Here is a 23968-nt window from a genome sequence, read left to right as displayed (position 1 = left end):
CGCCCTTGGGCGCCTTTTTCAATCAAAGCGGTAGCAATCCATGGCCAGATTGGCGTGGCTGAAGCCCCGGTGCACCCGCCTGGCGGCGTCTCCCAGGCCCATGGCCACCAGCAGTGGTTGGAAGTGCTCCACCGTGGGGTGGTTGCGGCCGGCCTCGGGGGCCTGGCGTTGCCAGTCCAGCAGGGCGTCCCTGTCACCGCTTTCCAGGCACAGCGCCACCCAATTGGCAAAGGCGGCCGCCCAGGGCGCCGTCGGGCTGCCCTGTGGGCCCAGTTCGGCCAGGTTATGGGTGATGGAGCCGCTGGCCAGCACCAGTACCCCTTGTTCCCGCAGCGGCTGCAGCTTGTTGCCCAGGGCGTACAGATCTTGATTGGACCAGGCCGGCAGGCTCAGCTGCACCACCGGCACCTCGGCACCCGGATACAGCAGCGACAGCGGCACCCAGGCGCCGTGATCCAGGCCCCTGGCCACAGGCTCAGCGCCAAGCCGGTCCACAAGCCAGTCCACCAGGGAAGGCGCGGTGCTGGCCGGGTAGCGCTGCCGGTACAGGGCGTCGGGAAAGCCATGGAAGTCGTGAAGGGTGTCAAGCCCAGGGCCCCGGGTAACCTGCAGCGCCCGACTCTGCCAGTGGGCGCTCAGCACCAGTATGGCCCTGGGCCTGTGCTGGTGGCCCAGGGCCTTGAGGAAGTCCTGGGCCGGCCCTGTTTCCAGGGCCAGCATGGGGGAACCGTGGGAAATGAAGTAGCCGGGCAGCATGATCAGGCCCACTGCCTGCGAACCACCAGGGCGCCGCTGCCAAGGCCGGCCTGGACCAGCAGCATCAGCGTCCAGAACACCGGGAACTCCCAGCCGCCGCCGGCGTTGGAAAACACCCAGCCGTTGCCGGCGTGGGCCCAGGCGGCACCGATCATCACAGGTACCAGGGCCAGGGCCACCAGCCGGGTCTGGACGCCGAGGATCAGCGCCAGGCCGCCACCCAGCTCGGCCAGTATGGTCAGGTGGGCGAAGAAACCGGGCAGGCCAAGGGACTCGAAATAGCCGACGGTGCCGGGCAGGGTGAAGACCAGCACCTTCAACAGGGCGTGGGCCAGGAAGAAGGCGCCAAGGGTAACGCGCATCAGGGTAGTGGCATAAGCGTTCATAAGCTGTCTCCGTCAAGGAATGATTGGAACAGCCTCAGTCTATGTCAGGCAATCCTGGGGATAATCATCGAAAATTGACAATGATTGTCATCGATGGCGACTCAATTGCCTTCCCAGTAGGGGGGATCGCCGAAGCTGTCCTTGAGGTGGCGGATCAACGCCCGGACCTTGTTGGGCAGGTGGCGATTGGCGGGGTAGATGGCGTATATGCCGAAGGGCTCGGGCAGGTAGTGGTCCAGCACCGTCACCAGCTCGCCGCTGGCCAGGGCGGCGCCGACCAGGAAGCTGGGGCAATAAGTCAGGCCGAGGCCCGCCTTGACCGCGCCCACCAGCGCCTCGCCGTTGTTGCATTCCAGGGGACCGGATACCGGCACCAGCAAGGTCTTGCCGTCGACGCTAAAGCGCCACTGTCGGCCCTCACTGGCATAGCGGTAGTTGAGGCACTGATGATCCTTGAGCTCCTGTGGCTGGCTTGGGGCGCCGTGCCTGGCCAGGTAGTCGGGGGTGGCGCAGATCAGCATCCGGCAGTGGGTCAGGCGGGTGGCCACCAGGCTGGAGTCCTTGAGCTCGCTGATGCGAACGGCCAGATCATAGCCTTCCTCGATGAGGTCGACCCGGCGGTCGTTGAGCTCCAGCTCGATATCCAGCTGCGGGTGCCGGGCCAGGAAGGGGGCCAGGGCCGGGGCCAGGAAATGGGCGCCGAAGCTCATGGGGCCGTTGACGCGAATTTTGCCCCGCAGGCTTTCGCCGAGATCGGCGGTCTGGCTGTGGGCCTCGTCCACCAGGGTCAGGATCTGCTGGGCCTTGGGCAGGTAGGCGGCGCCGGCCTCGGTGAGGCTGACCCGCCTGGTGGTGCGGTGCAGCAGCCGTACCCCCAGGTGATCCTCCAGGGCCGCCACCAGCTTGCTGATCTGGGTGCGGGACAGGTCCAGCTGCTCGGCGGCCTGGGTGTAGCTGTGCAGTTCGGCGACCCGGGCAAAGGCCGCCATGGCGTGGAGCAGGTTCATGGCCGGCTCGGGCTGTGGTTTTGCTGTGATGCTAGGGGCTTTGCCGGCCCCGGGCAAGCTCAGGGGGCCGGGAAAGGGGCGGGCAGGGCCTCGGCCGGGACGAAATCCGCCGCGGCCTGGAAGGCGAAGTCCTCGCCGAAGGCGCGAAAGCGCAGGGCATGGGCATGCAGGCAGACCCTGTCATGGGCGCTGCCGCCGTAGAGGTCGTCGCCCAGTATGGGGGCGCCCAGGCTCTTCATGGCCACCCGCAGCTGGTGGGTGCGGCCGGTCTGCGGCCAGAGCCGATACAGGCGCAGCCCGGGGCCCAGGGATTGGCTGTCGAAGCGGGTCACCGCCGGGTTCGTGGTGCTCCTCAGCAGCTTCCAGGCGCCACGTCGGCCCTTGGCCATGTCGCCCTTGACCCAGCCCTGCTTCTTGCCCGGCTTCCTGTCCGACAGCGCCAGGTAGCACTTGTCCACCCGGTGCTCGGCGAACAGGGCGCAGAGTTCGGCACAGGCCTCGGCGTCACGGGCCACCAGCAGCAGGCCGGTGGTGACCCTGTCCAGGCGGTGCACCGGCCACAGCGGCTCAGCCAGTTCGGCCTTGATGGCTTCGAACAGGCCGGGACCGTCTTCCGAGTGGAAGCTCATGGGCGCCGTCTTGTGGATGACGTGGAAGCGGGGGTGGGAAAAGAGGAGCTCAAACATAACGGGCGCCATCTTAGGCGCCCGTCAGGTGGCTCACAAGTTATTTCTTCTGGGGCAGGGTCCAGAACAGGTTGGTGCCGTCGGACAGCATGGTCTGGGGCATCTGGCCGTTCCACTGCTGGGCCTTGACGTAGTCCACCAGCCCCGGGTTGGCCTTGAGGGCATCGGCCTTGGCCTTCATGGCCTTGGCCTCGGCGTCGCCCTTGAGGCGGATGGCTTCGGCCTGGGCCTCGGCCTCGGCGCGGATGGCATAGGCCTGGCCGTCGGCCCTGGCCTTGTTGGCGTCACGCTCGGCCTGGGCGGTGTTCACGGCCCGCTGGGCCTCCAGACGCTGGCGCTCCAGCTTGTGCTGCTCGGCCTGGGCCAGGTTCTTCTCGGTCTGCTTGATCTGGATGGACTCGATATAGCGCGGCGGCAGCACGATGTTTTCGATCTGCACCGAGTCCAGCTTGACCGGGTAGTCGCTCATGGCGTCCAGTAGCAGTGCCTCTATCTCGTTGATGACGGAGGCGCGATTCTGGATCAGCTGCTCGGCCTTGTAGTGGGCCAGGGCGTCCTTGGACGCCGAGCGCAGCTTGGGATCCAGGATCCGCTGCTCGAACTGGGACAGGCCGCCATAGGCCCGGTACAGGGACAGGGCGTCGTCCTTGTTCACCGTCCAGTTCACCGACACCTCGGCGGTGACCGGCATCTGCTCGTAGGTGGCGGCGGGCAGCTGTTCGACGTTCTTGCGGGTACGTACCTCTATGGCCTCGACCCGGTCGGCGAAGGGGATCTTGAAGTGCAGGCCGGGGTTGACCTGCTCCTTGGCTTCACCGAAGCGCTTGATCACCCCCACATGGCCTTCGTCCACGGTGTACATGGCGCTGTAGATCATGCTCAGTACGGCGATGCCGCCGACCACGGCCAGGGGATTGATGGGCAGTTTGCGGTTCATGGTCCTCTCCTTGATTATTGTTCTCTGATGCTTGGACATAATATGTCACGAATGCCGGGAGCTGGCAAATGAGGTCGGGCAGGCAGTATCATCGGCGCCCAAAAGCGAACGGAGTGACCCATGAACAAAACCATCATTGGCAGCAATCCCTGGCTGGCGGCCGGCGGTATCGCCCTCAGCCTGTTGTTGGCCGGCATCGGCGGCTGGCGTTATGCACTGGGGGAAGGTTACGGCCTGGTGGTGCTGGGGCTGTTCCTGGTGGTGGCCTTCATCTACGCGCTGGCACTGCTGCCGCGCTGCCATCAGCTGATCCTGGACGACGATGGCCTGGAGCTGGCCTACTGGTTCAACAAGGGCCGACTGGAGTGGCGGGACATCGAGGGGATCCAGCTCGTTTACCACCATTTCTATCCTTCCCTGGGGCTGCTGCTCACCGAGGAAGGACAGCGGAAGTGGCCGGGACGGGTCTTCGAGCGCAGCCGCATGGAGGTGGACGCCACCCTGCCGCTGTGGCTGAAACTGCCTCCCCGGGCGCTGGAGTCGCTGCTCAGCGACCGCTGGTTGAAGGCGCAGCAGTAAGCTAGCCATTGCCAGGGCGGGGGCCTTTCGGGGTACCATGGGCCAAAACCCCAGAACCCAATACGCTATGGAATTTGCCGTATTACCCGTTACCCCCTTCGCCCAGAACTGCACCCTGGTGTGGTGCCCGGACAGCCTGGAAGGGGCCATCATCGATCCGGGTGGCGACCTGGAGCGCATCCTGGCCCTGGTGGCCGAAAAGGGCGTCAAGGTCGGCCAGATCCTGCTCACCCACGGCCATATCGACCACGCCGGCGCCGCCGCCAGGCTCAGGGAAAGGCTTAAGGTGCCCATCATAGGCCCCCACAGGGACGACCAGTTCTGGCTGGATCGCCTGGGCGATCAGTCGCGGATGTTCCAGTTTCCGGACGCCACCCCCTTCAGCCCGGACCGCTACCTGGAAGAGGGCGACGTGGTCGAACTCGGCGACACCGAGCTGGAAGTGCTGCACTGCCCCGGCCATACCCCGGGCCATGTGGTGTTCTTCCACAGGCCCAGCCGGCTGGCCCAGGTGGGCGACGTGCTGTTCAAGGGCTCCATCGGTCGCACCGATTTTCCTAGGGGCAACCACGACCAGCTGATTTCCTCCATCCGCGACAAGCTGTTCGGCCTGGGTGACGAGGTGCGCTTCATCCCCGGCCATGGCCCCATGTCCACCCTGGGCGAAGAGCGCCGCACCAACCCCTTTGTCGCCGATCCCAACTACGGCTGAGGAACCGCCATGTCACAAGTACTGAATGAACTGCTGCACCTGCTCAAGCTGGAGCAGGTGGAAAAGGACATCTTCCGTGGCCAGAGCCAGGATCTGGGCTTCCCGGCCGTGTTCGGCGGCCAGGTGCTGGGCCAGGCCCTGTCGGCGGCCAAGGAGACGGTGGTGGAGGAGCGCCTGGTGCACTCCCTGCATTCCTACTTCCTGGAGCCCGGTGACGCCAGGGCGCCCATCGTCTACCTGGTGGAGAACGTCCGTGACGGCGGCAGCTTCTCGACCCGCCGGGTCAAGGCGGTGCAGCACGGCCGCACCCTCTTCACCATGACCGCCTCCTTCCAGCGCCAGGAGGAGGGCCTTGAGCACCAGGCGGAGATGCCGATCGTGCCCGGGCCGGACAACCTGCCCAGCGAGCACGAGCTGGCGCTGCCGTTCAAGGAGCGGCTGCCGAAGAAGATCATCGACAACTTCCTCACCGAGATGCCCATAGAGATGCGGCCCGTGGTGTTCCACAACCCGCTGGAGCCGGTCACCGCCGAGCCGGTGCGCTACGTGTGGCTCAAGGCCAGCGGCGACATGCCGGACGACCTGCGCATTCACCAGTACCTGCTGGCCTACGCCTCCGACTTCAACTTCCTGCCCACGGCGTTGCAGCCCCACGGCAAGTCCTACATGGATCCCGGTCTGCAGGTGGCCACCATAGACCACAGCATGTGGTTCCACCGCGACTTCCGCCTGGACGACTGGCTGCTCTACGCCGTGGACAGCACCTCCGCCTCCGGCGGCCGCGGCCTGGTTCGGGGCCAGTTCTTCGACCGCCAGGGCCGCCTGGTGGCCACCAGCCAGCAGGAAGGGCTGATGCGCCAGCGCCCGAAAAAGGCGTGATGCCGTTGCACAGCCGATGGCAAAAGGCCGCCCTAGGGCGGCCTTTTTCTTGGCGGCGGGGCGCTAGTCCTCGACCCGTTTCAAGCCCCGGCACAGCAGCAGCGCCGGCAGGCCCAGGGCCGCCATGATCAGGAAGATCTGGCCGCCGACCTGCTCGAACAGGGCGCCGCTGACCAGCATCATGGCCGCCACCGCCAGGCTCAGGCAAAACGCCGAATAGAGGGCCTGGGTGCCCACCGCGAAATGACCGGGCAGCTCCCGGCCTATGTACTGCATGGCGCCCAGGTGGGCGGTGGCGAAGGTCAGGCCGTGCAGGGCCTGCAGGCCCGCCAGGGCCCACAGGCTCTCGGCATGGGCGGTGCCTGTCCAGCGCAGCAGCACGGCCCCGGCGGCCAGGGCCAGCAGCTGGGCGGCGCTGCGACCGGCGAACAGGTGACGGGCGAAGTAGAAGATGGCCACCTCCACCACCACCCCCAGGCTCCACAGGGCGCCTATGGCCCCTTCGCCTATGCCCAGGGACTGCCAGTGGATGGCGGAGAAGCCGTAGAAGGCGGCGTGGCTGCCCTGGATCAGCGCCACCACCGCCAGAAAGCGCAGCACCATGGGCTGGCGCAGCAGGCCGTGCCAGGCCAGGGCCGGCCTGGCCTGTTCGCCGTCGTTGGGCTGCACCGTCATGGGGATCATGGTGCCCAGCCACATCAGCGCCTGGCTGGCCAGCAGGCACCAGAGTATCGCCTCGGCGCCCAGCCAACCGGTGACATAGCCGATGCCGGTGGTGGCCAGGACGAAGGCCACCGAGCCCCACAGCCGCACCTTGCCGTAGTCCAGGCCCACCTGGGTCACCATGCGGGTGGCCAGGGTATCCGACAGGGGCACCAGCGGCGAGTAGAGCAGGGAGCTGACCACGGTCAGCACCACCAGCAGCGCCATGGACTGGGGCAGCAGGAAGGCCAGGAAGGCGCAGAAGGTGGCCAGGCTGAGCAACCGGCTGGCCGGGATCAACTGCTGGGCCTGCTTGACGCGGGTGGTCAGCAGCAGGGAGCCCAGGGCGCGGGTGCCCTGGGCCAGGCCCAGCAACAGGCCGATCTGGGTGGGGGGCAGGGCTTGGTCCTTGAGCCACAGGGCCCAGAAGGGCAGGTAGATCCCCCAGCCCAGGAAGAAATTGATATAGAAAAGAGACAGCCAAAGGCGGGGAGAGAGCATAGCGACAGCATCCTGCTTGCAAGGGGCCGCCATGATCGGCCCGGGCCCGGGCCAGGTCAAGACAGCCGGGCCTCAAAAGCGCTAAGCTGGGGAAAAACAAGGACGGACACTGCCATGCGCTTTGACATCGTCACCCTGGGCTCGGCCACCATAGACCACTTCGCCGACACCGACTCCGAGCTGGTGCAGATCGAAACCAGCCACTCCATAGAGCGGCTCATCGCCTACCCCCTGGGCTCCAAGATCCTGGTCAGGGAACTGCACACCACCATTGGCGGGGGTGGTACCAACACCGCCGTGGCCTTTGCCCGCCTGGGCTTCAACACCGCCTATCTGGGCAAGGTGGGCGACGACAGCCACGGCGACGAGATCCTGGCCGCCCTCGAGCAGGAACAGGTCAGCTTCGTGGGCGCCCGGGGCGGCCAGAGCGGCCTGTCGGTGATCCTCGACTCCATCCATGACGACCGCACCATATTGGCCTTCAAGGGCTGCAACGACAATTTGAGCCCGCAGGAGGCCAAGCTGCCGGATTGCGACTGGCTCTATTGCGGCGCCATGCTCGGCCAGAGCCTGGACACCGTCAAGGCGCTGATCCCCCAGGTGCAGGCCCAGGTGGCCTTCAACCCCTCCACCTATCTGGCCAAGCTGGGCGCCGAGGCCCTGGCGCCCATACTGGCCCACACCCAGGCGCTGATCCTCAACCGCGAGGAGGCCTGCCTGCTGCTGGGACTGGATCCCAACGAGCAGCTGGACGAGAGCGGGCTGCCGGACCGGCTCCGCCAGCTGGGACCGGCCATCGTCGTGGTCACCGACGGCGCCAACGGCCTCTGGGCCGGCGACGGCAGCCAGTGCCTGCACGCCAGGCCCAGCGATCAGCTGCACATCGTCGAGACCACCGGCGCCGGCGACGCCTTCGGCAGCGGCTTCGTGGCCGGCCTGGCCAGGGGGCTGTCCCTGGAGCAGAGCCTGCGCATGGGCATGCTCAACGCCGAGTCGGTGATGGCCTTCAAGGGCGCTAAGAACTACCTGCTGCGCGGGCCGGATATGGCCAAGCGGCTCGACAAGGACAACAGGGTCATCGAGCCCTGTGGGGAGGAAGCATGAACGGCAAAAGGATCTGGCTCACCGGCGCCACCAGCGGCATCGGCCTGGCCCTGGCCGAGCAACTGGCCGCCCAGGGGGCGACCCTGGTGCTGTCGGCGCGGCGTGAGCCGGAGCTTCGCGCCCTCGCCGAGCGCCTGCCCGGCGAGCACCTGGTGGTGCCGCTCGATCTCAACGACACCCTCCACCTCGGGGCATTGGTGGCACCTGTGCTCAACAAGCTCGGCGGCCTGGACATCCTCATCAACAACGCCGGCGTCAGCCAGCGCAGCCTGGCTCAGGACACCGACATGGCCGTGTACCGCCAGGTGATGGAGGTCAACTACTTCGCGGTGGTGGCCCTGACCAAGGCGGTGCTGCCGGCCATGCTGGCCCAGGGGGCCGGCACCATAGTCGCGGTCAGCTCGGTGGCCGGCAAGGTGGGCTCCAAGCTCAGGAGCGGCTACTCGGGCGCCAAGTTCGCCGTGCTCGGTTTCATGGACTGCCTGCGGGCCGAGGTGAGCGGCCAGGGCATACAGGTGCTCAGCATCTGCCCCGGCTTCGTGGCCACCGATATCGCCCGCAACGCCCTCACCGGCGACGGCCGTCGCCAGGGCCGTAGCGACGAGGTCATCGACAGGGGGATCAACCCACACGATTGCGCGGCGCGCATCATCGGTGCCATCGAGGCCGGCGAGGACGAGGTGGTGATCGCCCGGGGCCTGCCGCGCCTGGCGGTGACCCTCAAGGCCTGGTTGCCGTCCCTGGTCCGGCGCCTGGCGGCACGCCAGTCCCTGCCGCAACGGGCGGACTGATTGACCAGGCGCAAGGAACCGGCCCAGGCGGCCGGTTTTTTTGTGTCTTTTGCTTGCTTTGCCGGGGCGTATTGCTATGGTGAAGGCGGTTGCGTAGGCGAGCATTTCAAAATGTCAAATCGATATAAGAAATAACCTCGCCTTATATCTGTAAATTTAAAGTTACAAGAGGTTCCCCATGCAAAAAGATCGCCTGAACAATGTCCACATCCGCCAGGAAGAGCCCCTGCTGACCCCGGCCCAGCTCAAGGCCGAGATCCCGGTCGGCGAGCAAAGCCTGGCCTTCGTGGCCGAGTCCAGGGCGGCCATCGCCGACATCCTCCATGGCCGTGACAAGCGCCTGCTGGTGATCTGCGGCCCCTGCTCCATTCACGACGTGGACGCCGCCAAAGCCTACGCAACCCAGCTCAAGGCGCTCCACGACAGGTACCAGGACCACCTCTATATCGTGATGCGGGTCTATTTTGAGAAGCCCCGTACCACGGTGGGCTGGAAGGGGCTGATCAACGATCCCCACCTGGACGGCAGCTTCGACGTGGAGACCGGCCTGAGGACGGCGCGGACGCTGCTGCGCGATCTGCTGGCACTGGGCCTGCCGCTGGCCACCGAGGCCCTGGATCCCATCAGCCCCCAGTACCTGGGCGACTGCTTCGCCTGGTCGGCCATAGGCGCCCGCACCACCGAATCCCAGACCCACAGGGAGATGGCCTCGGGCCTGTCGATGCCGGTGGGCTTCAAGAACGGCACCGACGGCAACCTGGGCACCGCCATCAATGCCCTCAAGGCCGCCTCGTCGGGCCACAGCTTCATCGGCATCAGCCAGGAGGGCCGGGTCTGCCTGCTGCACACCGAAGGCAACCCGGACGGTCACGTGATCCTGCGTGGCGGCAAGGGCCCCAACTATGACGAGGCGTCCGTGGGCCAGGCCCTGGCCGAGCTTCAAGGCGCCGGCCTGAACGGCGCCATCATGGTGGACTGCTCCCACGGCAATTCGGAAAAGGATCACCGCCGCCAGCCGGCGGTGGCCGAGGCGGTGCTGGCCCAGCGCCTGGCCGGCAACGACGCCATCATAGGCCTGATGCTGGAATCCAATCTCCATGAGGGCAACCAGAGCGCCGAACAGCCCAGGGAGCAGCTGGCCTACGGGGTGTCCATCACCGACGCCTGCATCGACTGGGCCAGCACCGAGGGCCTGCTGGGCCGCTGCCGCGACGCCCTGGCCGCCGGGCAGCTCAGGGAGGCCAGCTGATGGCCAGGACCCTGGATGAACTCAGGGCCGGCATCGACCAGTGCGATCAGGCGCTGCTGGCGCTGATGCAAAGGCGCCTGGCCCTGGTGGCCGAGGTGGGGGAACTCAAGCACCGGGAAGGCCTGCCGGTCTATGTGCCGGAGCGGGAGGCCGCCATGCTGGCGGCCCGCCGCGCGGAGGCCGAGGCCCGAGGGCTGTCGCCGGATCTCATTGAAGACGTGCTGCGGCGGCTGATGCGCGAGTCCTACGCCAACGAACAGGACAAGGGCTACAAGTGCCTGAATCCCGAGCTGGGACCTGTGCTGATCGTCGGCGGCCGCGGCCGCCTGGGCCGGCGCTTTGCCGAGCAGTTTAGGCTGTCCGGCTATCAGGTCAGGATCCTCGACCAGGATGATTGGCCCGACGCCGAGGCCCTGTGCGCCGGCGTCGGCCTGGTGCTGGTGTCGGTGCCCCTGGAGCAGACCGAGGCGGTGCTCCGCCGCCTGCCGGCCCTGCCCGAAGACGCGGTGCTGGCCGACCTCACCAGCGTCAAGGCCGGGCCCCTGGCCGCCATGGCGCAAAAGCACCCGGGGCCGGTGCTGGGCCTGCACCCCATGTTCGGGCCGGACGTGGCCAGCTTTGCCAAGCAGGTGATCCTGGTCAGCCCCGGGCACAGGGCACAGCAGGGCGCCTGGCTGCTGGCGCAGATGGCGCTCTGGGGCTGCCGTTTGGAAGAGGTGGCGGCCGAGGCCCACGACAGGGCCATGGGCCTGATCCAGGCCCTGCGCCACTTCACCAGCTTTGCCTATGGCTGCCACCTGATGGCCGAAGGGGCGGATCTGGATGAGCTGCAGCGGCTCAGCTCGCCCATCTACCGGCTGGAGCTGGCCATGGTGGGCCGCCTCTTTGCCCAGGATCCGGCCCTGTACGGCGCCATCATCCAGGCCAGTCCCGACAACCTGGCCCTGCTCAGGCGCTACCATCAGGTGCTGGGCGAGGAGCTGGCCCGGCTGGAGCACGGCGGCACCCAGGCCTTTACCGAGCGCTTTAAGGCCGTGGCCGGTTTCTTCGGCGCGCACGCCGACACGGGCCTGGCCCAGAGCCGCCAGCTGCTGGCCAAGGCCGCCGACGGCCACTGAGCTGGTCCGATTTGGGAATGGCGGTTGCGCTCTGTTAAATTGGCCGGACCTCAAGGACTTGCAGCTCCGGGCCAAGGGGCTGATCTGCTATGGAGGGCTGATGAGCCTCTATGATCTGACCGGCAGCCTCAATACCGCCTTCATCCTCTTTTCGCTGCTGGGGCTCTGGTCCCAGCTGCGGCTGCTCTGGCAGCGGCGCACCATGAAGGACGCCAGCGCCGTGCTGTCGCTGAACCAGTTCGGGGTCAGCTTTTACGCCTACCTGGCCTTCTTCGTCTACGGCTATGCCATCAGCCCCTTCAACCACTACATGGTCTGGCCGCGGCTGCTGGCCTCGCTGCTGGTGCTGGCCATCCTCTTCGAGATCTGGCGCGACCGCCAAAACCCGGCCAGCCGCACCCTGCTGGCGGTGGCCGGTGCCAGCCTGGGCCTGGCGCTGCTGGGCCTGGTGCTGGGCGAGGCCGTGGCCGACCAGGGCCGCCTGGTCGGCACCACCCTGATGCTGGTGGTGGCGGCCGCCATCGCCCAGGGCTATGTTCACCAATGCCTGCTGATCTGGCGCCAGGGCCGCACCGGCGCCGTGTCGCTGAAGATGGCCCAGTACATACTGCTGATGGACATCTCCACCATCGCCTTCGCCCTGGCCATGGGCCTGGACAGCGGCTGGCCGCTGCTGGTGCTGGCCGGCACCAGTGCCCTGACCAAGCTGGCCATCATGGCCCTGTTCCGCTGGACGGCGGTGAGCGAGCTGGCCAGGTGCCGCCGTATCAGCATTGAGGAGACTGCCCAATGATGGAATTGATTGCCGTTGCCACCATTACCCTGCTGGCCGTGGTCAGCCCGGGCGCCGATTTTGCCATGGCCAGCCGCAACGCCATGGTGCTGGGACGCCGGGCCGGGCTGATGACGGCCCTGGGCATCGCCCTGGCGGTGTGGATCCACGTGGCCTACTCCATGCTGGGGGTGGGGCTGATCATCTCCCAGTCCATCGTCCTGTTCAGCCTGCTCAAGTACCTGGGCGCCGCCTACCTGATCTGGCTGGGCATCGGCCTGATCCGCGGCGCCGGTAGGACGCCAGAGAGTGGGGGGCCTGCGCCGGCGGTATCGGATCGGGCCGCGCTGAGGATGGGCTTTCTCAGCAATGCCCTCAATCCCAAGACCACCCTGTTCGTGGTGGCCCTGTTCAGCCAGGTGGTATCGCCGGAGACCGGCCTGGCGGTGCAGCTGGGCTATGGCGCCTTCATCTCGCTGGCCCACCTGGGCTGGTTCGCCCTGGTGGCCCTGGCGCTGTCGTCCGAGCACACGGCGGCCCTGGTGGCGCGGCTGCGCCAGCGCATCGAGCAGGGCATAGGGGGCGCCCTGGTGCTGCTGGGCCTGGGCCTGGCCGGCTCGACCCTGAAGGAGGGAACATGAAAGCGACACTGTACTTGGGCGCCTTCAAGGGCCTGACGCCCGGGCAGATCAAGACCCGGCTGGCGGACAGGGACTGGGTGGACGCCTGGATAGACGGCCTCTACGACTACCGCCATTACCACCCCGAGGCCCACGAGGTGGTGGTGCTGCTGAGTGGCTGGGCCAGGGTGGAGCTGGGCGGTGCCGGGGGCGACGAGCATCGGCTCAAGGCGGGCGATGCGGTGCTGATCCCGGCCGGCCTCAACCACCGCTGCCTGGAGGCCAGTCCGGATTGCCAGGTGATGGGCGCCTATCCCCCCGGCAGCCGGGTGCGCAACGTGCGTGCCGAACACAATGGCGTGCCCTGCGTCGATACCCCGGGCTATGAGCAGGAGCCGGCCTGAACGCCTTCGTCCAGGGGCTGGGGTGGGCCGAATTGCAGGCCCTGGACCAGCAGGCCATCCAGGCCCTGAAGGGCCGCCTGCTGGGCGGCGTCGTCCACCCCTACGGCCACCACGTCCAGATCCAGGCTCAGGCCCATGGCGACGATGCCCTTGAGTAGGTTGAATTCGGCCTGGCCCCGGCCCAGGGCGGCGACGATTTCCCTGGCCACCTTGAGGCCATCGACGCCGTATTGGCCGAGATGATGCAGGGACAGCTGGCCCAGGCCAAATCCCTCGATGTAGAAGCCGCAGCCCCTGGCCCTGAGCTCGTCAATGGCCTGGCGCAGCTCCTCGCTGGACCGCTCCAGGGCCGATTCCGGCAGCTCAAACCTGAGCCTGTGGGGGTTGAGATCCAGGCTGGCCAGCAGCTGATCCAGGTGGCCAAGGAAATCCCGATGCAGCAGCTGGGCCTGGGACAGGTTGATGGACAGCCAGTGTTCCCGGCCCTGCTGCTGCCATTGCCTGGCCTGGCTGGCCGCCTTGGCCAGCACCCAGCTCTCGATATCATGGCGCAGGTGGGATTGGCAGGCGACGTCCCAGAACTCATGGGGTGACAGGGCCTCGTCCCGGTCCAGTTGCCAGCGCAGCCTGGCCTCCATGCCCACCGTCCGGCCAGTGGCCAGCTCCACCACGGGCTCGTAGAACAGCCTCAGCTCGTCACCGGCGATGGCTTCATGGAGCTTGGCCTCCATCTGCAGGTAACGGTTGGCCTGGTCGTGGAGCCTGGGGTTGGCAAAGGCGAAGCGGCCCTTGCCGGCCGACTTGGCGGCGTACATGGCCTTGTCGGCGGCGCCGATCAGTCCGGCTGCCGTGTCGGCGTCCTGGGGATAGAGGGCGATGCCGATGCTGGCGTTGATCTGCAGCGCCTGGCTGCCCAGGTCGACGGGCGCCTGGATGCTGTCCAGCAGCCGCCGGCAGATGCGCACCAGATCCTTGGGATCGGCGGCCATGTCCAGCAGGGCGACGAACTCGTCGCCGCCCCAGCGGCCGGCGCTGTCTTCCGAGCGCTTGGCGGTCCCGGTCCGGCCCAACTCGTCGTAACGGCGCAAGACCGCCTTCATCCTCTGGGCAATGGCCTTGAGCAGGCGATCGCCGGTGTCATGGCCAAGGCGGTCGTTGACGGCCTTGAAGTCGTCCAGGTCGAAAAAGAGCACCGGCAGGCCGTAGCCGTGGCGATTGGCCCTGGCCATGGCGGCCTCCAGGCGCTCGCGAAAGGCGGCGCGGTTGAGGAAACCGGTGAGGCTGTCATGGCAGGCCAGGAAGTGGATCTCCGCCTCGAATTCCTTGCGCTGGCTGATGTCCTGGATGGTGCCGATGATGAACTGGGGATGGCCCTGCTCGTCGTTGATGACCAGGGAGCGCTCCTGCACATAGAGGCAGGTCTCGCCTTCGCCTCGGAACAGCCGGTATTCGATGTCGTAGGGCTGGTGCTCGTTGAACAGCCGCTCCAGGACATCGGCCACCCTGTCCCTGTCTTCGTCATAGACATGATCCAGCAGCTGGTGCTGGCTGCCGACGGGGCTGTTCAGGGGCAGCTCCAGCAGCCGGTACAGCTCGGGGGACCAGTAACCCTGGCCCTGGCTGAGATCCCAGGACCAGTCGGCGATGCGGGCCACCTTCTTGGTGTTGATCAGCTGTTGGCGGTTGGTGCAGAGATCCTTGTAGAACTGGCTGTTGCGCAGCAGGTAGCGGACGCGAAAGGGCAGCAGATCCCAGTTGATGGGCTTGGCGATGAAGTCGGTGGCGCCGTTTTCGAAGGCCTGGTGGATGGAGGCCAGATCGTCCTTGCCGGTGATCATGACGATGGGCACCTGGGCGCCGCCCGGCGCATCGCGGATGGCCTCGCACAGCTCGAAGCCATTCTGGCCGGGCAGGTTCACGTCCAGCAGGATCAGGTCTGGCATCTGGCCGGCGAGCCTGTCGAGCAGGCCGTCGCCGCTTGCGGCCGTATCCACCACCATGCCCAGATCGTCCAGGGATTCTTCCATCATCAGCCTGGTGGTGGCGTCGTCGTCCACCACCAGGACCCGGGTCAGTTGGTGCCTTCTTGTCATCGCTCAGTCCTTGTCCACGGGATTGGTCTGGCCCTGGGCCTCCAGCTGCAGTTGCCTGCACAGGGCCTCGAAGTCGGGCATCAGCCCTGCCAGCAGGGCCTTGGCGTCATCGCCCCTGCCGTCAAGCAGCAGGCCTTCCAGGGTCTTGAAGTGGTCGGCCAGGGCCGGCGCCGCCAGGTTGGCGGTGGACGATTTGAGGCTGTGGGCCAGCCCCGCCCCGCCCTGGAGGTCGCCCTGATCCAGGCAGGCCTTCAGCTGGTCCACCATCGGCCTGGACTCCTCCAGGTAGAGCCGGCTCAGCCTGGTCATCAGGCTGGGCTGGCCCGGCTTGCCCTTGGCCCTGAGCCGGGCTGCCTGGGCATCGTCCAGCACCTCGCTGGCGCCGCTGGCCACGGCACTGGGGCTGAAATACCTGCTCAACACGGCTTCGAGCGCTTCGAAGGAGAAGGGCTTGGAGAGGTAGTCGTCCATGCCGGCCTCCAGGCATTTCTCACGGTCGCCGGCCAGGGCATTGGCGGTCAGGGCGACGATCAGCTGGTGCCGGGATGCCTGTTGTTTTTCCTCGCTGCGGATCTGCCGGGTCGCCTGGTAGCCGTCCATCACCGGCATGTGGCAGTCCATGAAGATGATGTCGTAGTGTTCCAGGCGGGTCATCTCCAGGGCCAGGCGGCCATTCTCGGCGCAGTCCACCCGGCAGCCGATCTCCTCCAGCATCTGGGTGGCCACCTCCTGGTTGACCCTGTTGTCCTCGGCCAGCAGCACCCGCAGCGAGAAGTGCTGGCTCTCGCTGGCGGTGTCGTCCTGGGAGGTGGGTTGCCTGACCGCCAGCAGGGCGGCGAAATGATTGTACAGCGCCGACTGGATCAGCGGCTTTTCCAGGCTGGCATGGAACAGCGCCGGGTAGGGGGCGGGCAGCAGGCTGGTGGGGGCCGGGCCGACCGAGATCAGGGCCGGGCGGGCGGCTTCGGGCAGTTTGGCCTGGCCATCCAGCAGCAGGTACAGCTGCTGGCAGTCCTGCTCCAGATCCAGCAGCAGGATCCGGGCATCGCCGAGTTCGGCAGCGGTGATCGCGTCCGGTGCCAGCCTGGTGGGCACCATGGCCCAGCTGGCCAGGATCCGCTCCAGGGTGTCGGTCAATACGCTGTCCTGGCTGCAGATCGCCACCCGAACGCCGGCAAAGGGCCCTTGGTCCCTGCCAAGGCCCTGATCCAGGCCGGTCAGCCAGATGTCGAAGGTGAAGGTGCTGCCCGTGCCGCGCTGGGAGCTGACCTGGATCTGGCCCCCCATCATCGTCACCAGGCGGTTGGCGATGGTCAGGCCCAGGCCGGTGCCGCCGTATTCCCTGGTGGTGGCGTTGTCGGCCTGGGTGAAGGCCTCGAAGATCCGGCTCAGCTGTTCCTGGCTCATGCCGATGCCGGTGTCGCTGACCTGGAACCTGAGCTGGTAACGCCGGCCCTCCTGGGCCAGCAGCCGCACGTCCACCAGGATACGGCCACCCTCGGGAGTGAACTTGATGGCGTTGCCGACCAGGTTGGTGAGGATCTGGCGTAGCCGCACCGGATCCCCCTGCACCTGCTGCGGCAGCTCGGGCGCCAGGGTCAGCGCCAGGGTTACGCCCTTCTTGCTGCTCTGGCCGCACAACAGATCCACCAGGCTGGTCAGCTCCTCCCTCAGCTGGTAGGGGATCTCGTCCAGCTCCACCTTGTCGGCTTCCAGTTTCGAGAAGTCGAGGATCTCGTCGATGAGCTTGAGCAGGCTGGAGGCCGACCTGAGGCCCATCTCGGTGAGATCCTGCTGGCCCTTGTCCAGGCGGCCCTTCTTGAGCAGCTCGAACACCCCGAAGATGCCGTTCATGGGGGTGCGGATCTCATGGCTCATGCAGGCCAGGAACATGCTCTTGGTCTGGCTGGCCTGCTCGGCCTGCTCCTTGGCCTTGCCCAGGCTGAGGATCACCGCCCAGATGCAGGCCACCATCAGCGCCGTGATGCCCAGCAGCACCAGGATGAGGTCGGTCATGGAGGCGTTGGCGGCGCTGGTGATCCTGTTCATGGGATAGATCACCTCCAGCACGCCGCGAACGTCGCCGACCTGCCAGTCGGACTTTGGCGAGTCCGGGTGGCTGTTGTGGCACTGGACACAGGCGGGCTGCATCAAATCCGCGCTGGCGAAACGCAGCACGCTCTGGCCCTGCACGGTTTCGAACCGGGAATAGTGCTGGCCCGGGTTGGCCTGCAGGAAGGTCCAGGCGTCCCTGGCAAAAGCGTCCTGCAGGCCGCCACCCTGCTGGCTGCGCCAGGGGAAGGGGTAGGCGCTGTAGAGCCTGGCCTGGGCGCCATGGCTGCGGGCACCGATCTGCTCGCCCAGCTTCATGGACAGGGTGGCCGGCAGGGGCAGGGCGCCGGGCCTGCTCTCGTAGTCATGGGTGATTTCCAGGCCCTGGGCCTTGGCCCTGGCCACCACTTCGGAGGTGTAGATGGAGCGGAACTCGCTCAGGGCCTGGGTGTAGAGCTGGCTGTGCTCCAATACGGTGCTCTGGACCAGTTGGCTCTGCAGGCGCTGGACATAGAAGAGGGTGAAGATCATGCCGGCCAGGAACAGGCCTCCCATCACCAGGGCCAGCTGGCCCTGTTTCAGCGCCGCGATGCGCGCCAGTACACTTTTGACTTTCTTCATGTCCTTCCCTGGCCAAGGTGGAAATCCCATAGCCATAGGGTAGTTAACTATCGCGGCCTTGCTTGCCAGGCGTGCGGGAAAAGTCGAGAATCCCTGAGGTGGTTGATGACAAAGGGATTATCATGGCGCAGCAGAAACAGAGCCAGCAGCCCGGCAGCGCCTGGGAAGAGCCTGGCAACGCGGGTTCGGTTGCCATGGCGGATGTGCGCCTGATCAGGGCCAGCGATGCCGACAGGGACTTCCTGCTGACGCTTCGCAAGCGCACCATGACCGAGCACCTGGAGCGGGTGGGACTCTTCCTCAGCGATGACGACCACCGTTTCCGCATCGACGACCTCTACGGCTGCGCCTACCTGCTGCACCAGGGCGACGAGCCCATCGGCCTGGTCAAATTCCACGAATCGGCCGAACGGGTCGACATACTGCAGCTGCAGATCCTGCCCGAATACCAGGGCCGGGGCATTGCCAGCCAGGTGCTCAGGCGCTTTATGGCCATGGCCGAGCACAGCGGCAAGTTCCTGGCCCTGAAGGTGCTCAAGGGCAACCCGGCCCGCGGCCTCTACGAGCGGCTTGGCTTCGAGCTGGTGGGTGAGGACCGGTACGAACACCACCTGCACTGGCACCCGGCGCCATGCTGATCGGTAGCGCCGAGAAGTAACCAGATGGAGCACAAAAAAGCCGGGATCCAGTCCCGGCTTTTTTAATGGCTCGCCCTAGAAGCGGTAGTTCAGGCCCAGGCGCCAGCGCCGGCCCAGCAGATCGTAGGTGAAGACGTCGGTGTTGGCGTCGTTCCAGGAGGTGAGGAAGGGCGCGGCCTTGTCGAACAGGTTGTCGATGCCGGCCCTCAGCTCCAGATCCTCGCCGAGGCGGTAGCTGGCGCTGAGGTCGTGGTAGACCACGGTGGGCACGGCCCGGCCAATGGGGCCGCCGCCGTTTTGGTCGTCGGCCTTGCCGATGAGGCGGCCGGTCCAGCCCAGGGTCCAGGCGTCGCCGGCCAGCACCCAGCTGGCATTGGCCCGCCATTTGGCGAAGCTGCCCTGGTCGGCGGTGATCAGGCCCAGCAGCTGCTCGGTCTCGGCGCCGGGGAAGGCGGTGCGCTCATGCTCGAGCAACCGGGTGGCGTCCAGCTGCCACTGGCTGTCGAGGCCCAACAGCAGATGGCGGTAGCTCAGGGACAGATCCAGGCCCCGTACCCTTTCCCTGGCCACGTTGATGGGCCTCTTGGTGAGCAATGTCACCTGGTGGGTGATCGGATCCCGCTCGAAGCCCTGGCAGAAACCGGCGTACTGGCGCGGAGCCGTGTAGCAGAGCCTGAGCTGGTCGGTGCCGCCGACGCTGCCGATGGCGTCGTCCAGGCGGATGTCGAAATAGTCCAGGCTGGCGCTCAGGTCGCCGTACTCCAGGATCAGCCCCAGGTTCAGGGTGTCGGCCTCTTCCGGCTGCACGTCTGGATTGCCGCCGACCCCGGTCAGTATGGTGCTGCCGTCCTGTTGGAAGCCGGCCGGCACACCGTCGGCCAGGCAGTTGGCGGCGATGGTGCCGGTGGCGCCGTCGCAGGGGTCTATGGTGAGCAGGTTTTCCTGGTTGGTGCCACCGAAACGTTCGGTGATGCTGGGGGCCCTGAAGGCGGTGGAGCGCACCGCTCGCAGCATCCAGTGGTCGTTGACGACCCACTTGAGGCCGGCCTTGTAGGTGGTCTTGGCGTCGAAGTCGTCGTAGTCGGAGTGGCGCAGGGCCAGACTCAGCTCCAGGGATTTGACGCCACTGAGCTCCGCCGCCAGGGGCAGGGCCAGCTCGCCGAACACTTCCCGGACCCGGGTTTCGCCGCGGATGGCGTCTTCGCCGCCGTTTGCCAGCACCACCGGGTCCGGATCGCGCCAGCCGCTTTCCTGGCGGTATTCGATGCCGGCGGCAAAGGCCAGGGGGCCGGCCGGCAGCTCGTAGAGGTCGCCGTTGATGTCGGCGGCGAATCTGTCCAGCTCGTTGCCGCCGCTGCCTTCGCGCTGGTAGCCGATATGGTCCAGCACCGCCGGGCTGAGGTCGCCGACCCCGAAGTAGTCGCCACAGGGGATGGCGGCGCCGGGGGCCGTGGAGCACTGGCTTTCGTCCAGGGTGGCCTGGATCCGCTGCTGGTCATAGTCCTGGGACCAGCCGTCCCTGGCGGTGTTGATGCCCCGGCTCCAGCTCAGCTGCCATTGGTAATCGCCGGCCAGGCTGCCCTCCAGGGCCAGGGTGCCCTGGGTGATGTCGGTCTCCTGGTAGAAGAAGGGCACCCCGGCCTCGAGGATGCGGCGCTTCTTGAGGGTGAGATCCTGGCCCGTGGGGTTGAAGGGGAAGGCGGCGCTGACGCTGGCCGAGCGCAGTGTCCTGGGGGTGACTATCTGCTCGGACTCGCGGTGGCCGTGGATAAGCTCGGCGCTGAGCAGCAGCTCGTCGCTCAGCTCATGGCTGAGGGTGAGGGCGGCGTTGAAGCGCTCGCTGGGGCTGACGGCATTGAGGAAGGGGAACCAGTTGAAGCCGTGCTTTTGCGGATCATAGGCTTCGAAGAAGTCGCCGTCGCCGCCGGGATCCTGGTTGAACTGCAGCTCGGTGCCGTCGGCCAGGTGGGCGCGGCCACCCAGGGTAGAGCCGCTGCCGATGCATTCGAGGCCCTGCTCGGTTTCCTCCAGGGGGCAGGGGTGGCGGGCGGACTGCAGCACGGCGTCGGTGTTGACGTAGTTGAGGTTCAGGGCCAGCTCGGTGTCGCCAAGGCGGGTGCCGGCCAGCAGGTTGAGGCTGCGCTGGGCGCCGTCGCCCTTGCTGGTCTGGCCGTACTGGCCAAAGAGCTCGACGCCGTCCATGGCCTTGCGGGTGATCAGGTTGACCACCCCGGCCACGGCGTCGGCGCCGTAGATGGCGGAGGCGCCGTCGCGCAGCACTTCGATGCGCTCAATGAGGGGCAGGGGGATCAGGTTGAGATCCACGGCGTCGTTGGCGCCGGTGCCGCCGTTGATGAGGCGGCGGCCGTTCAGCAGCACCAGGGTGCGCTTGATGCCGAGGCCGCGCAGGTCGACCTGGGCGGTGCCGTAGCCGTTGCTGGTCCAGTAGGCGTTGGTGGCGTTGCCGGCCGGCCCGGCGGACAGGCTCAGCTCCTGGAGCAGCTCCTCCAGGTTGTTGATGCCGGAGCGGGCGATCTGCGCCTTGTCGATGACGGTGATGGGGCTGTGGCTCTCCCAGTCGCTGCGCTGGATATGGCTGCCGGTAACCTGGATGCGCTCGACATCCTCAAGCTGGGGGGCGGCCTGGACGGTGCCGGCCAGCAGGGCCAGGGCAATGGGGCTCAGGGTGAACAGGTTTTTCATGGGCAAGGCTCTTGCTGCTTGGGCTTGCGGCCAGGGTAAGGGCCCGCCGGCCAGGCCATTTGACCCAACGCAAGTTTCCCCTGTCGTGGCCGGGGCTTGAAGCCAATGCCTTGACGGGGAACAATTTTTGCCAAAGAGGGTGGCTGCCCGGGGTGCGACATGCTGTCGCACCCCGGGCACAAAAAAGCCGGGCGGTGCCCGGCTTTTTCATGCAAGGAGCGATCAGCTTTCGAAGCTGCCGTTGTGGTAGATCTCCTGCACGTCGTCCAGGTCGTTGAGCATGCCGGCGAAGCGCTCGAACAGCTCGACATCGTCGCCGGCAATGGCGTGGTCGGCCTGGGGCAGGTAGGTGATCTCTTCCACCTCGAAGCTCAGCTCGGGATCCATGGCCAGCAGGGTGGTCTTGGTCTTGAAGAACTCGGTGGGCGGTACCAGCACGGTGATCATGCCGTCGTCGGCTTCCACGTCGGACACGTCCACGTCCGCTTCCATCAGGGCTTCCAGTACCGGCTCGTCGTCGGTGCCGGCAAAGGCGAACATGGCGCGGTGGTCGAACATGTGGGAGACCGAGCCCTGGCTGCCCAGCTTGGCCTTGCAGCGGGAGAAGACGCCGCGAATTTCGCCGAAGGTGCGGTTGGGGTTGTCGGTCAGGGCGCTGATCAGCACCAGGCAGCCGCCGGGGCCAATGCCTTCGTAAAGGGCGGGCTGGAAGTCTTCGCCGCCGGCGCCGCTGGCCTTGTCCAGGGCCTTGTCGATGACGTGGGCCGGCACCTGATCCTTCTTGGCGCGGTCGATGAGGCTGCGCAGGGCCAGGTTGCCGGCGGGATCGGCGCCGCCGTTCTTGGCGCAGACATAGATGTTGCGGCCGTACTTGGAATAGAGCTTGGTTTTGACGGCAGCCGTTTTGGCGATGGATTCTTTGCGGTTGTTAAAGGCGCGACCCATGGGAATGACTTCATTTGGCTGATTAAGGTGAGCCGATTGTAACCAATGGCGCCCTTGCTGTCTCGCCTTGGCCAAGACGGGCTCGTCCAGGCACAAAAAAGCCGGGCTGGGCCCGGCTCCTCTATCAGGCGGCAACCGTCTGCTTCTGGGGACGGCGGCGACGGCGGCGCTGGCCGTTGCCGTTGTCACCGCCATTGCCGCGGGGGGCCTGGCTGCGGCGGCCTTCGCCGTTGCCGCGGTTGTCACCGCTGCGCTGGCCATTGCCCCGGCCCTGACCGTTGCCGCGACCCCGGCCCTGGCCCTGGCCGGCCCGGCCATTCTGGATGGGCTCGGCCTTGATGGAGGGATCCACCTCGAAGCCGGCCAGCTCCTGCTTGGGCAGCTCCTTCTTGATCAGCCGCTCGATGTCGCGCAGCAGCTTGTGCTCGTCCACGCACACCAGGGACACGGCCTCGCCCTCGGCGCCGGCGCGGCCGGTACGGCCGATGCGGTGCACATAGTCCTCGGCCACGTTGGGCAGCTCGTAGTTGACCACATGGGGCAGCTCGGCGATGTCGATGCCGCGGGCGGCGATGTCGGTGGCGCACAGCACCTGCAGCTTGCCGGACTTGAAGGCGTCCAGGGCCTTGGTGCGGGCGCTCTGGGACTTGTTGCCGTGGATGGCCATGGCACTGATGCCGTCCTTCTCCAGCTGCTGGCAGAGGCGGTTGGCGCCGTGCTTGGTGCGGGTGAACACCAGCACCTGCCACCAGTTGTGCTCCTTGATCAGGTGGCTGAGCAGATCCTTCTTGCGGCCCTTGTCGACGAAGTAGATGCGCTGGGCCACGGTCTCGGCGGTGGTGTTGCGCCTGGCCACCTCAATGAGCGCCGGCTCGTTGAGCAGGCGGTCGGCCAGGGCCTTGATGTCGTCGGAGAAGGTGGCGGAGAACAGCAGGTTCTGGCGCTGTTTCGGCAGCAGGGCCAGCACCTTCTTGATGTCGTGGATGAAGCCCATGTCCAGCATGCGGTCGGCTTCGTCCAGCACCAGGATCTCGATGTCGTCCAGGCTCAGATTGCCCTGCTGGACGTGATCCAGCAGCCGGCCCGGGGTGGCCACCAGGATGTCGATGCGGCCCTTGAGCTGGCGGGTCTGGGGATTGATGTTGACGCCGCCGAACATGACCATGGAGGTCAGCTTCAGGTGGCGGCTGTACTGCTGCACGTTGTCATGGACCTGGGCGGCCAGCTCCCGGGTGGGGGTCAGCACCAGGGCGCGGATGGCGCCGCGCTTCCTGGGCGGGTTGTCCAGCAGGCGCTGCAGGATCGGCAGGGTGAAACCGGCGGTCTTGCCGGTACCGGTCTGGGCGCCGGCCAGCAGATCGCCGCCCCTCAGCACGGCCGGAATGGCCTGGGCCTGGATGGGGGTGGGGGTGGTGTAACCGCACTCTTCGATGGCACGCAGGATGGGGGCCGCCAGGCCCAGGTTGGAAAAGGACATAAAACTCCAGTACTCGGCCTGCGCCAGGGAGGCGCCAGTCTTCAGGCAGAGGAAAAAATCAGAGGGAGATCGGCCGACCGGAGGCAAATCAAAGGCCGGCAGTGTAGCAGACTCCCGCCGCACCGGAGCAAACTTTATCTGAATTTGCGACCTTTGGACGCGGCCACAGGCCAGGGAAGCGGCAATGGCTGGCCTTTTTGAAACATTTTTGTTACAAGAAAACCGAACTAAATTCA

General features: G+C 66.6%; 22 protein-coding genes. 11 read left to right on the top strand and 11 right to left on the bottom strand.

The genetic code is table 11. The features are described 5' to 3' along the window. Nucleotides 1-18: 18 nt before the first annotated feature. The 5 genes from WDB71_RS08910 to WDB71_RS08890 all read right to left on the bottom strand — a co-directional run bounded on the left by WDB71_RS08910 (nt 19) and on the right by WDB71_RS08890 (nt 3772). Entirely contained in the window at nt 19-768 is a 750-nt protein-coding gene (locus WDB71_RS08910) for a class III extradiol ring-cleavage dioxygenase (RefSeq protein ID WP_341501232.1), read from the bottom strand. Next, nucleotides 759-1142 carry a DoxX family protein gene (locus WDB71_RS08905; protein WP_341501231.1) on the bottom strand — a complete coding sequence of 128 codons (384 nt, stop codon included), beginning with the start codon at nt 1140-1142 and terminating at the stop codon, nt 759-761. The genes WDB71_RS08910 and WDB71_RS08905 overlap by 10 nt, the downstream gene beginning before the upstream one ends. A 101-nt stretch (nt 1143-1243) precedes the next feature. Beyond that, nucleotides 1244-2149, bottom strand: coding sequence for a LysR family transcriptional regulator (locus tag WDB71_RS08900; protein WP_341501230.1), 906 nt, complete (start codon nt 2147-2149; stop codon nt 1244-1246). Nucleotides 2150-2208: 59 nt separating this feature from the next. Further along, nucleotides 2209-2835 (bottom strand): TIGR01621 family pseudouridine synthase, encoded by a 627-nt coding sequence (locus WDB71_RS08895; RefSeq protein ID WP_341501229.1) that lies wholly within the window; start codon nt 2833-2835, stop codon nt 2209-2211. Nucleotides 2836-2875: 40 nt separating this feature from the next. After that, a complete protein-coding gene (locus tag WDB71_RS08890; protein ID WP_341501228.1) occupies nt 2876-3772 on the bottom strand; it encodes a prohibitin family protein in 897 nt (298 codons plus the stop codon). 120 nt (nt 3773-3892) lie between these two features. Here WDB71_RS08890 and WDB71_RS08885 point away from each other — a divergent pair, with 120 nt between their 5' ends. The 3 genes from WDB71_RS08885 to tesB all read left to right on the top strand — a co-directional run bounded on the left by WDB71_RS08885 (nt 3893) and on the right by tesB (nt 5942). After that, nucleotides 3893-4351: a hypothetical protein gene (locus WDB71_RS08885; protein ID WP_341501227.1), complete on the top strand. Its 459-nt coding sequence runs from the start codon at nt 3893-3895 to the stop codon at nt 4349-4351. 67 nt (nt 4352-4418) lie between these two features. Then, complete coding sequence (locus WDB71_RS08880) at nt 4419-5063, top strand: MBL fold metallo-hydrolase (protein ID WP_341501226.1); 645 nt, start codon at nt 4419-4421, stop codon at nt 5061-5063. A 9-nt stretch (nt 5064-5072) separates the two neighbouring features. Continuing rightward, nucleotides 5073-5942 (top strand): acyl-CoA thioesterase II, encoded by an 870-nt coding sequence (gene tesB, locus WDB71_RS08875; protein WP_341501225.1) that lies wholly within the window; start codon nt 5073-5075, stop codon nt 5940-5942. Nucleotides 5943-6005: 63 nt separating this feature from the next. Here tesB and WDB71_RS08870 read toward each other — a convergent pair whose 3' ends face one another. Further along, entirely contained in the window at nt 6006-7145 is a 1140-nt protein-coding gene (locus WDB71_RS08870; protein WP_341501224.1) for a 3-phenylpropionate MFS transporter, read from the bottom strand. Between the two features lie 114 nt (nt 7146-7259). Between WDB71_RS08870 and WDB71_RS08865 the strand changes: the two genes are divergently transcribed. The 7 genes from WDB71_RS08865 (at nt 7260) to WDB71_RS08835 (ending at nt 13203) form a co-directional block, all read left to right on the top strand. Then, nucleotides 7260-8249, top strand: a complete 990-nt coding sequence (locus WDB71_RS08865; protein ID WP_341501223.1) for a carbohydrate kinase family protein — start codon at nt 7260-7262, stop codon at nt 8247-8249. After that, on the top strand, nt 8246-9040 hold the full coding sequence (locus WDB71_RS08860; protein WP_341501222.1) for an SDR family oxidoreductase: 795 nt from the start codon (nt 8246-8248) through the stop codon (nt 9038-9040). Before WDB71_RS08865 ends, WDB71_RS08860 begins: the two co-directional genes overlap by 4 nt. Nucleotides 9041-9218: 178 nt before the next feature. Next, nucleotides 9219-10289, top strand: a complete 1071-nt coding sequence (locus WDB71_RS08855) for a 3-deoxy-7-phosphoheptulonate synthase (protein ID WP_341501221.1) — start codon at nt 9219-9221, stop codon at nt 10287-10289. Continuing rightward, a complete protein-coding gene (gene tyrA, locus WDB71_RS08850; RefSeq protein WP_341501220.1) occupies nt 10289-11407 on the top strand; it encodes a bifunctional chorismate mutase/prephenate dehydrogenase in 1119 nt (372 codons plus the stop codon). Before WDB71_RS08855 ends, tyrA begins: the two co-directional genes overlap by 1 nt. Before the next feature lie 100 nt (nt 11408-11507). Continuing rightward, nucleotides 11508-12200, top strand: a complete 693-nt coding sequence (locus WDB71_RS08845) for a hypothetical protein (protein WP_341501219.1) — start codon at nt 11508-11510, stop codon at nt 12198-12200. Continuing rightward, entirely contained in the window at nt 12197-12820 is a 624-nt protein-coding gene (locus WDB71_RS08840; protein ID WP_341501218.1) for a LysE family transporter, read from the top strand. The genes WDB71_RS08845 and WDB71_RS08840 overlap by 4 nt, the downstream gene beginning before the upstream one ends. Then, the gene (locus tag WDB71_RS08835) at nt 12817-13203 is read left to right on the top strand and encodes a cupin domain-containing protein (RefSeq protein ID WP_341501217.1); all 387 of its coding nucleotides are present in this window, start codon (nt 12817-12819) and stop codon (nt 13201-13203) included. The genes WDB71_RS08840 and WDB71_RS08835 overlap by 4 nt, the downstream gene beginning before the upstream one ends. Here the strand turns inward: WDB71_RS08835 and WDB71_RS08830 are convergent. Both WDB71_RS08830 and WDB71_RS08825 read right to left on the bottom strand, forming a co-directional pair. Continuing rightward, nucleotides 13182-15296, bottom strand: a complete 2115-nt coding sequence (locus tag WDB71_RS08830; protein WP_341501216.1) for an EAL domain-containing protein — start codon at nt 15294-15296, stop codon at nt 13182-13184. The genes WDB71_RS08835 and WDB71_RS08830 overlap by 22 nt on opposite strands. A gap of 3 nt (nt 15297-15299) precedes the next feature. Beyond that, nucleotides 15300-17969, bottom strand: a complete 2670-nt coding sequence (locus tag WDB71_RS08825; protein WP_341501215.1) for an ATP-binding protein — start codon at nt 17967-17969, stop codon at nt 15300-15302. Nucleotides 17970-18091: 122 nt separating this feature from the next. Here WDB71_RS08825 and WDB71_RS08820 point away from each other — a divergent pair, with 122 nt between their 5' ends. Further along, on the top strand, nt 18092-18607 hold the full coding sequence (locus WDB71_RS08820) for a GNAT family N-acetyltransferase (RefSeq protein WP_341501214.1): 516 nt from the start codon (nt 18092-18094) through the stop codon (nt 18605-18607). A 75-nt stretch (nt 18608-18682) separates the two neighbouring features. Here WDB71_RS08820 and WDB71_RS08815 read toward each other — a convergent pair whose 3' ends face one another. The 3 genes from WDB71_RS08815 to WDB71_RS08805 all read right to left on the bottom strand — a co-directional run bounded on the left by WDB71_RS08815 (nt 18683) and on the right by WDB71_RS08805 (nt 23732). Beyond that, nucleotides 18683-21310, bottom strand: a complete 2628-nt coding sequence (locus WDB71_RS08815) for a TonB-dependent receptor (protein WP_341501213.1) — start codon at nt 21308-21310, stop codon at nt 18683-18685. Nucleotides 21311-21532: 222 nt separating this feature from the next. Further along, entirely contained in the window at nt 21533-22255 is a 723-nt protein-coding gene (locus WDB71_RS08810) for a YebC/PmpR family DNA-binding transcriptional regulator (protein ID WP_341501212.1), read from the bottom strand. A 124-nt stretch (nt 22256-22379) separates the two neighbouring features. Continuing rightward, on the bottom strand, nt 22380-23732 hold the full coding sequence (locus tag WDB71_RS08805) for a DEAD/DEAH box helicase (RefSeq protein ID WP_341501211.1): 1353 nt from the start codon (nt 23730-23732) through the stop codon (nt 22380-22382). Between the last annotated feature and the right edge of the window lie 236 nt (nt 23733-23968).

This window comes from Gallaecimonas sp. GXIMD4217, assembly GCF_038087665.1.
Classification (GTDB): Bacteria; Pseudomonadota; Gammaproteobacteria; order Enterobacterales; family Gallaecimonadaceae; genus Gallaecimonas.
The sequence above is the reverse complement of the archived record's forward strand: the minus strand, read 5'-3'. Positions and strand labels throughout refer to the sequence as shown.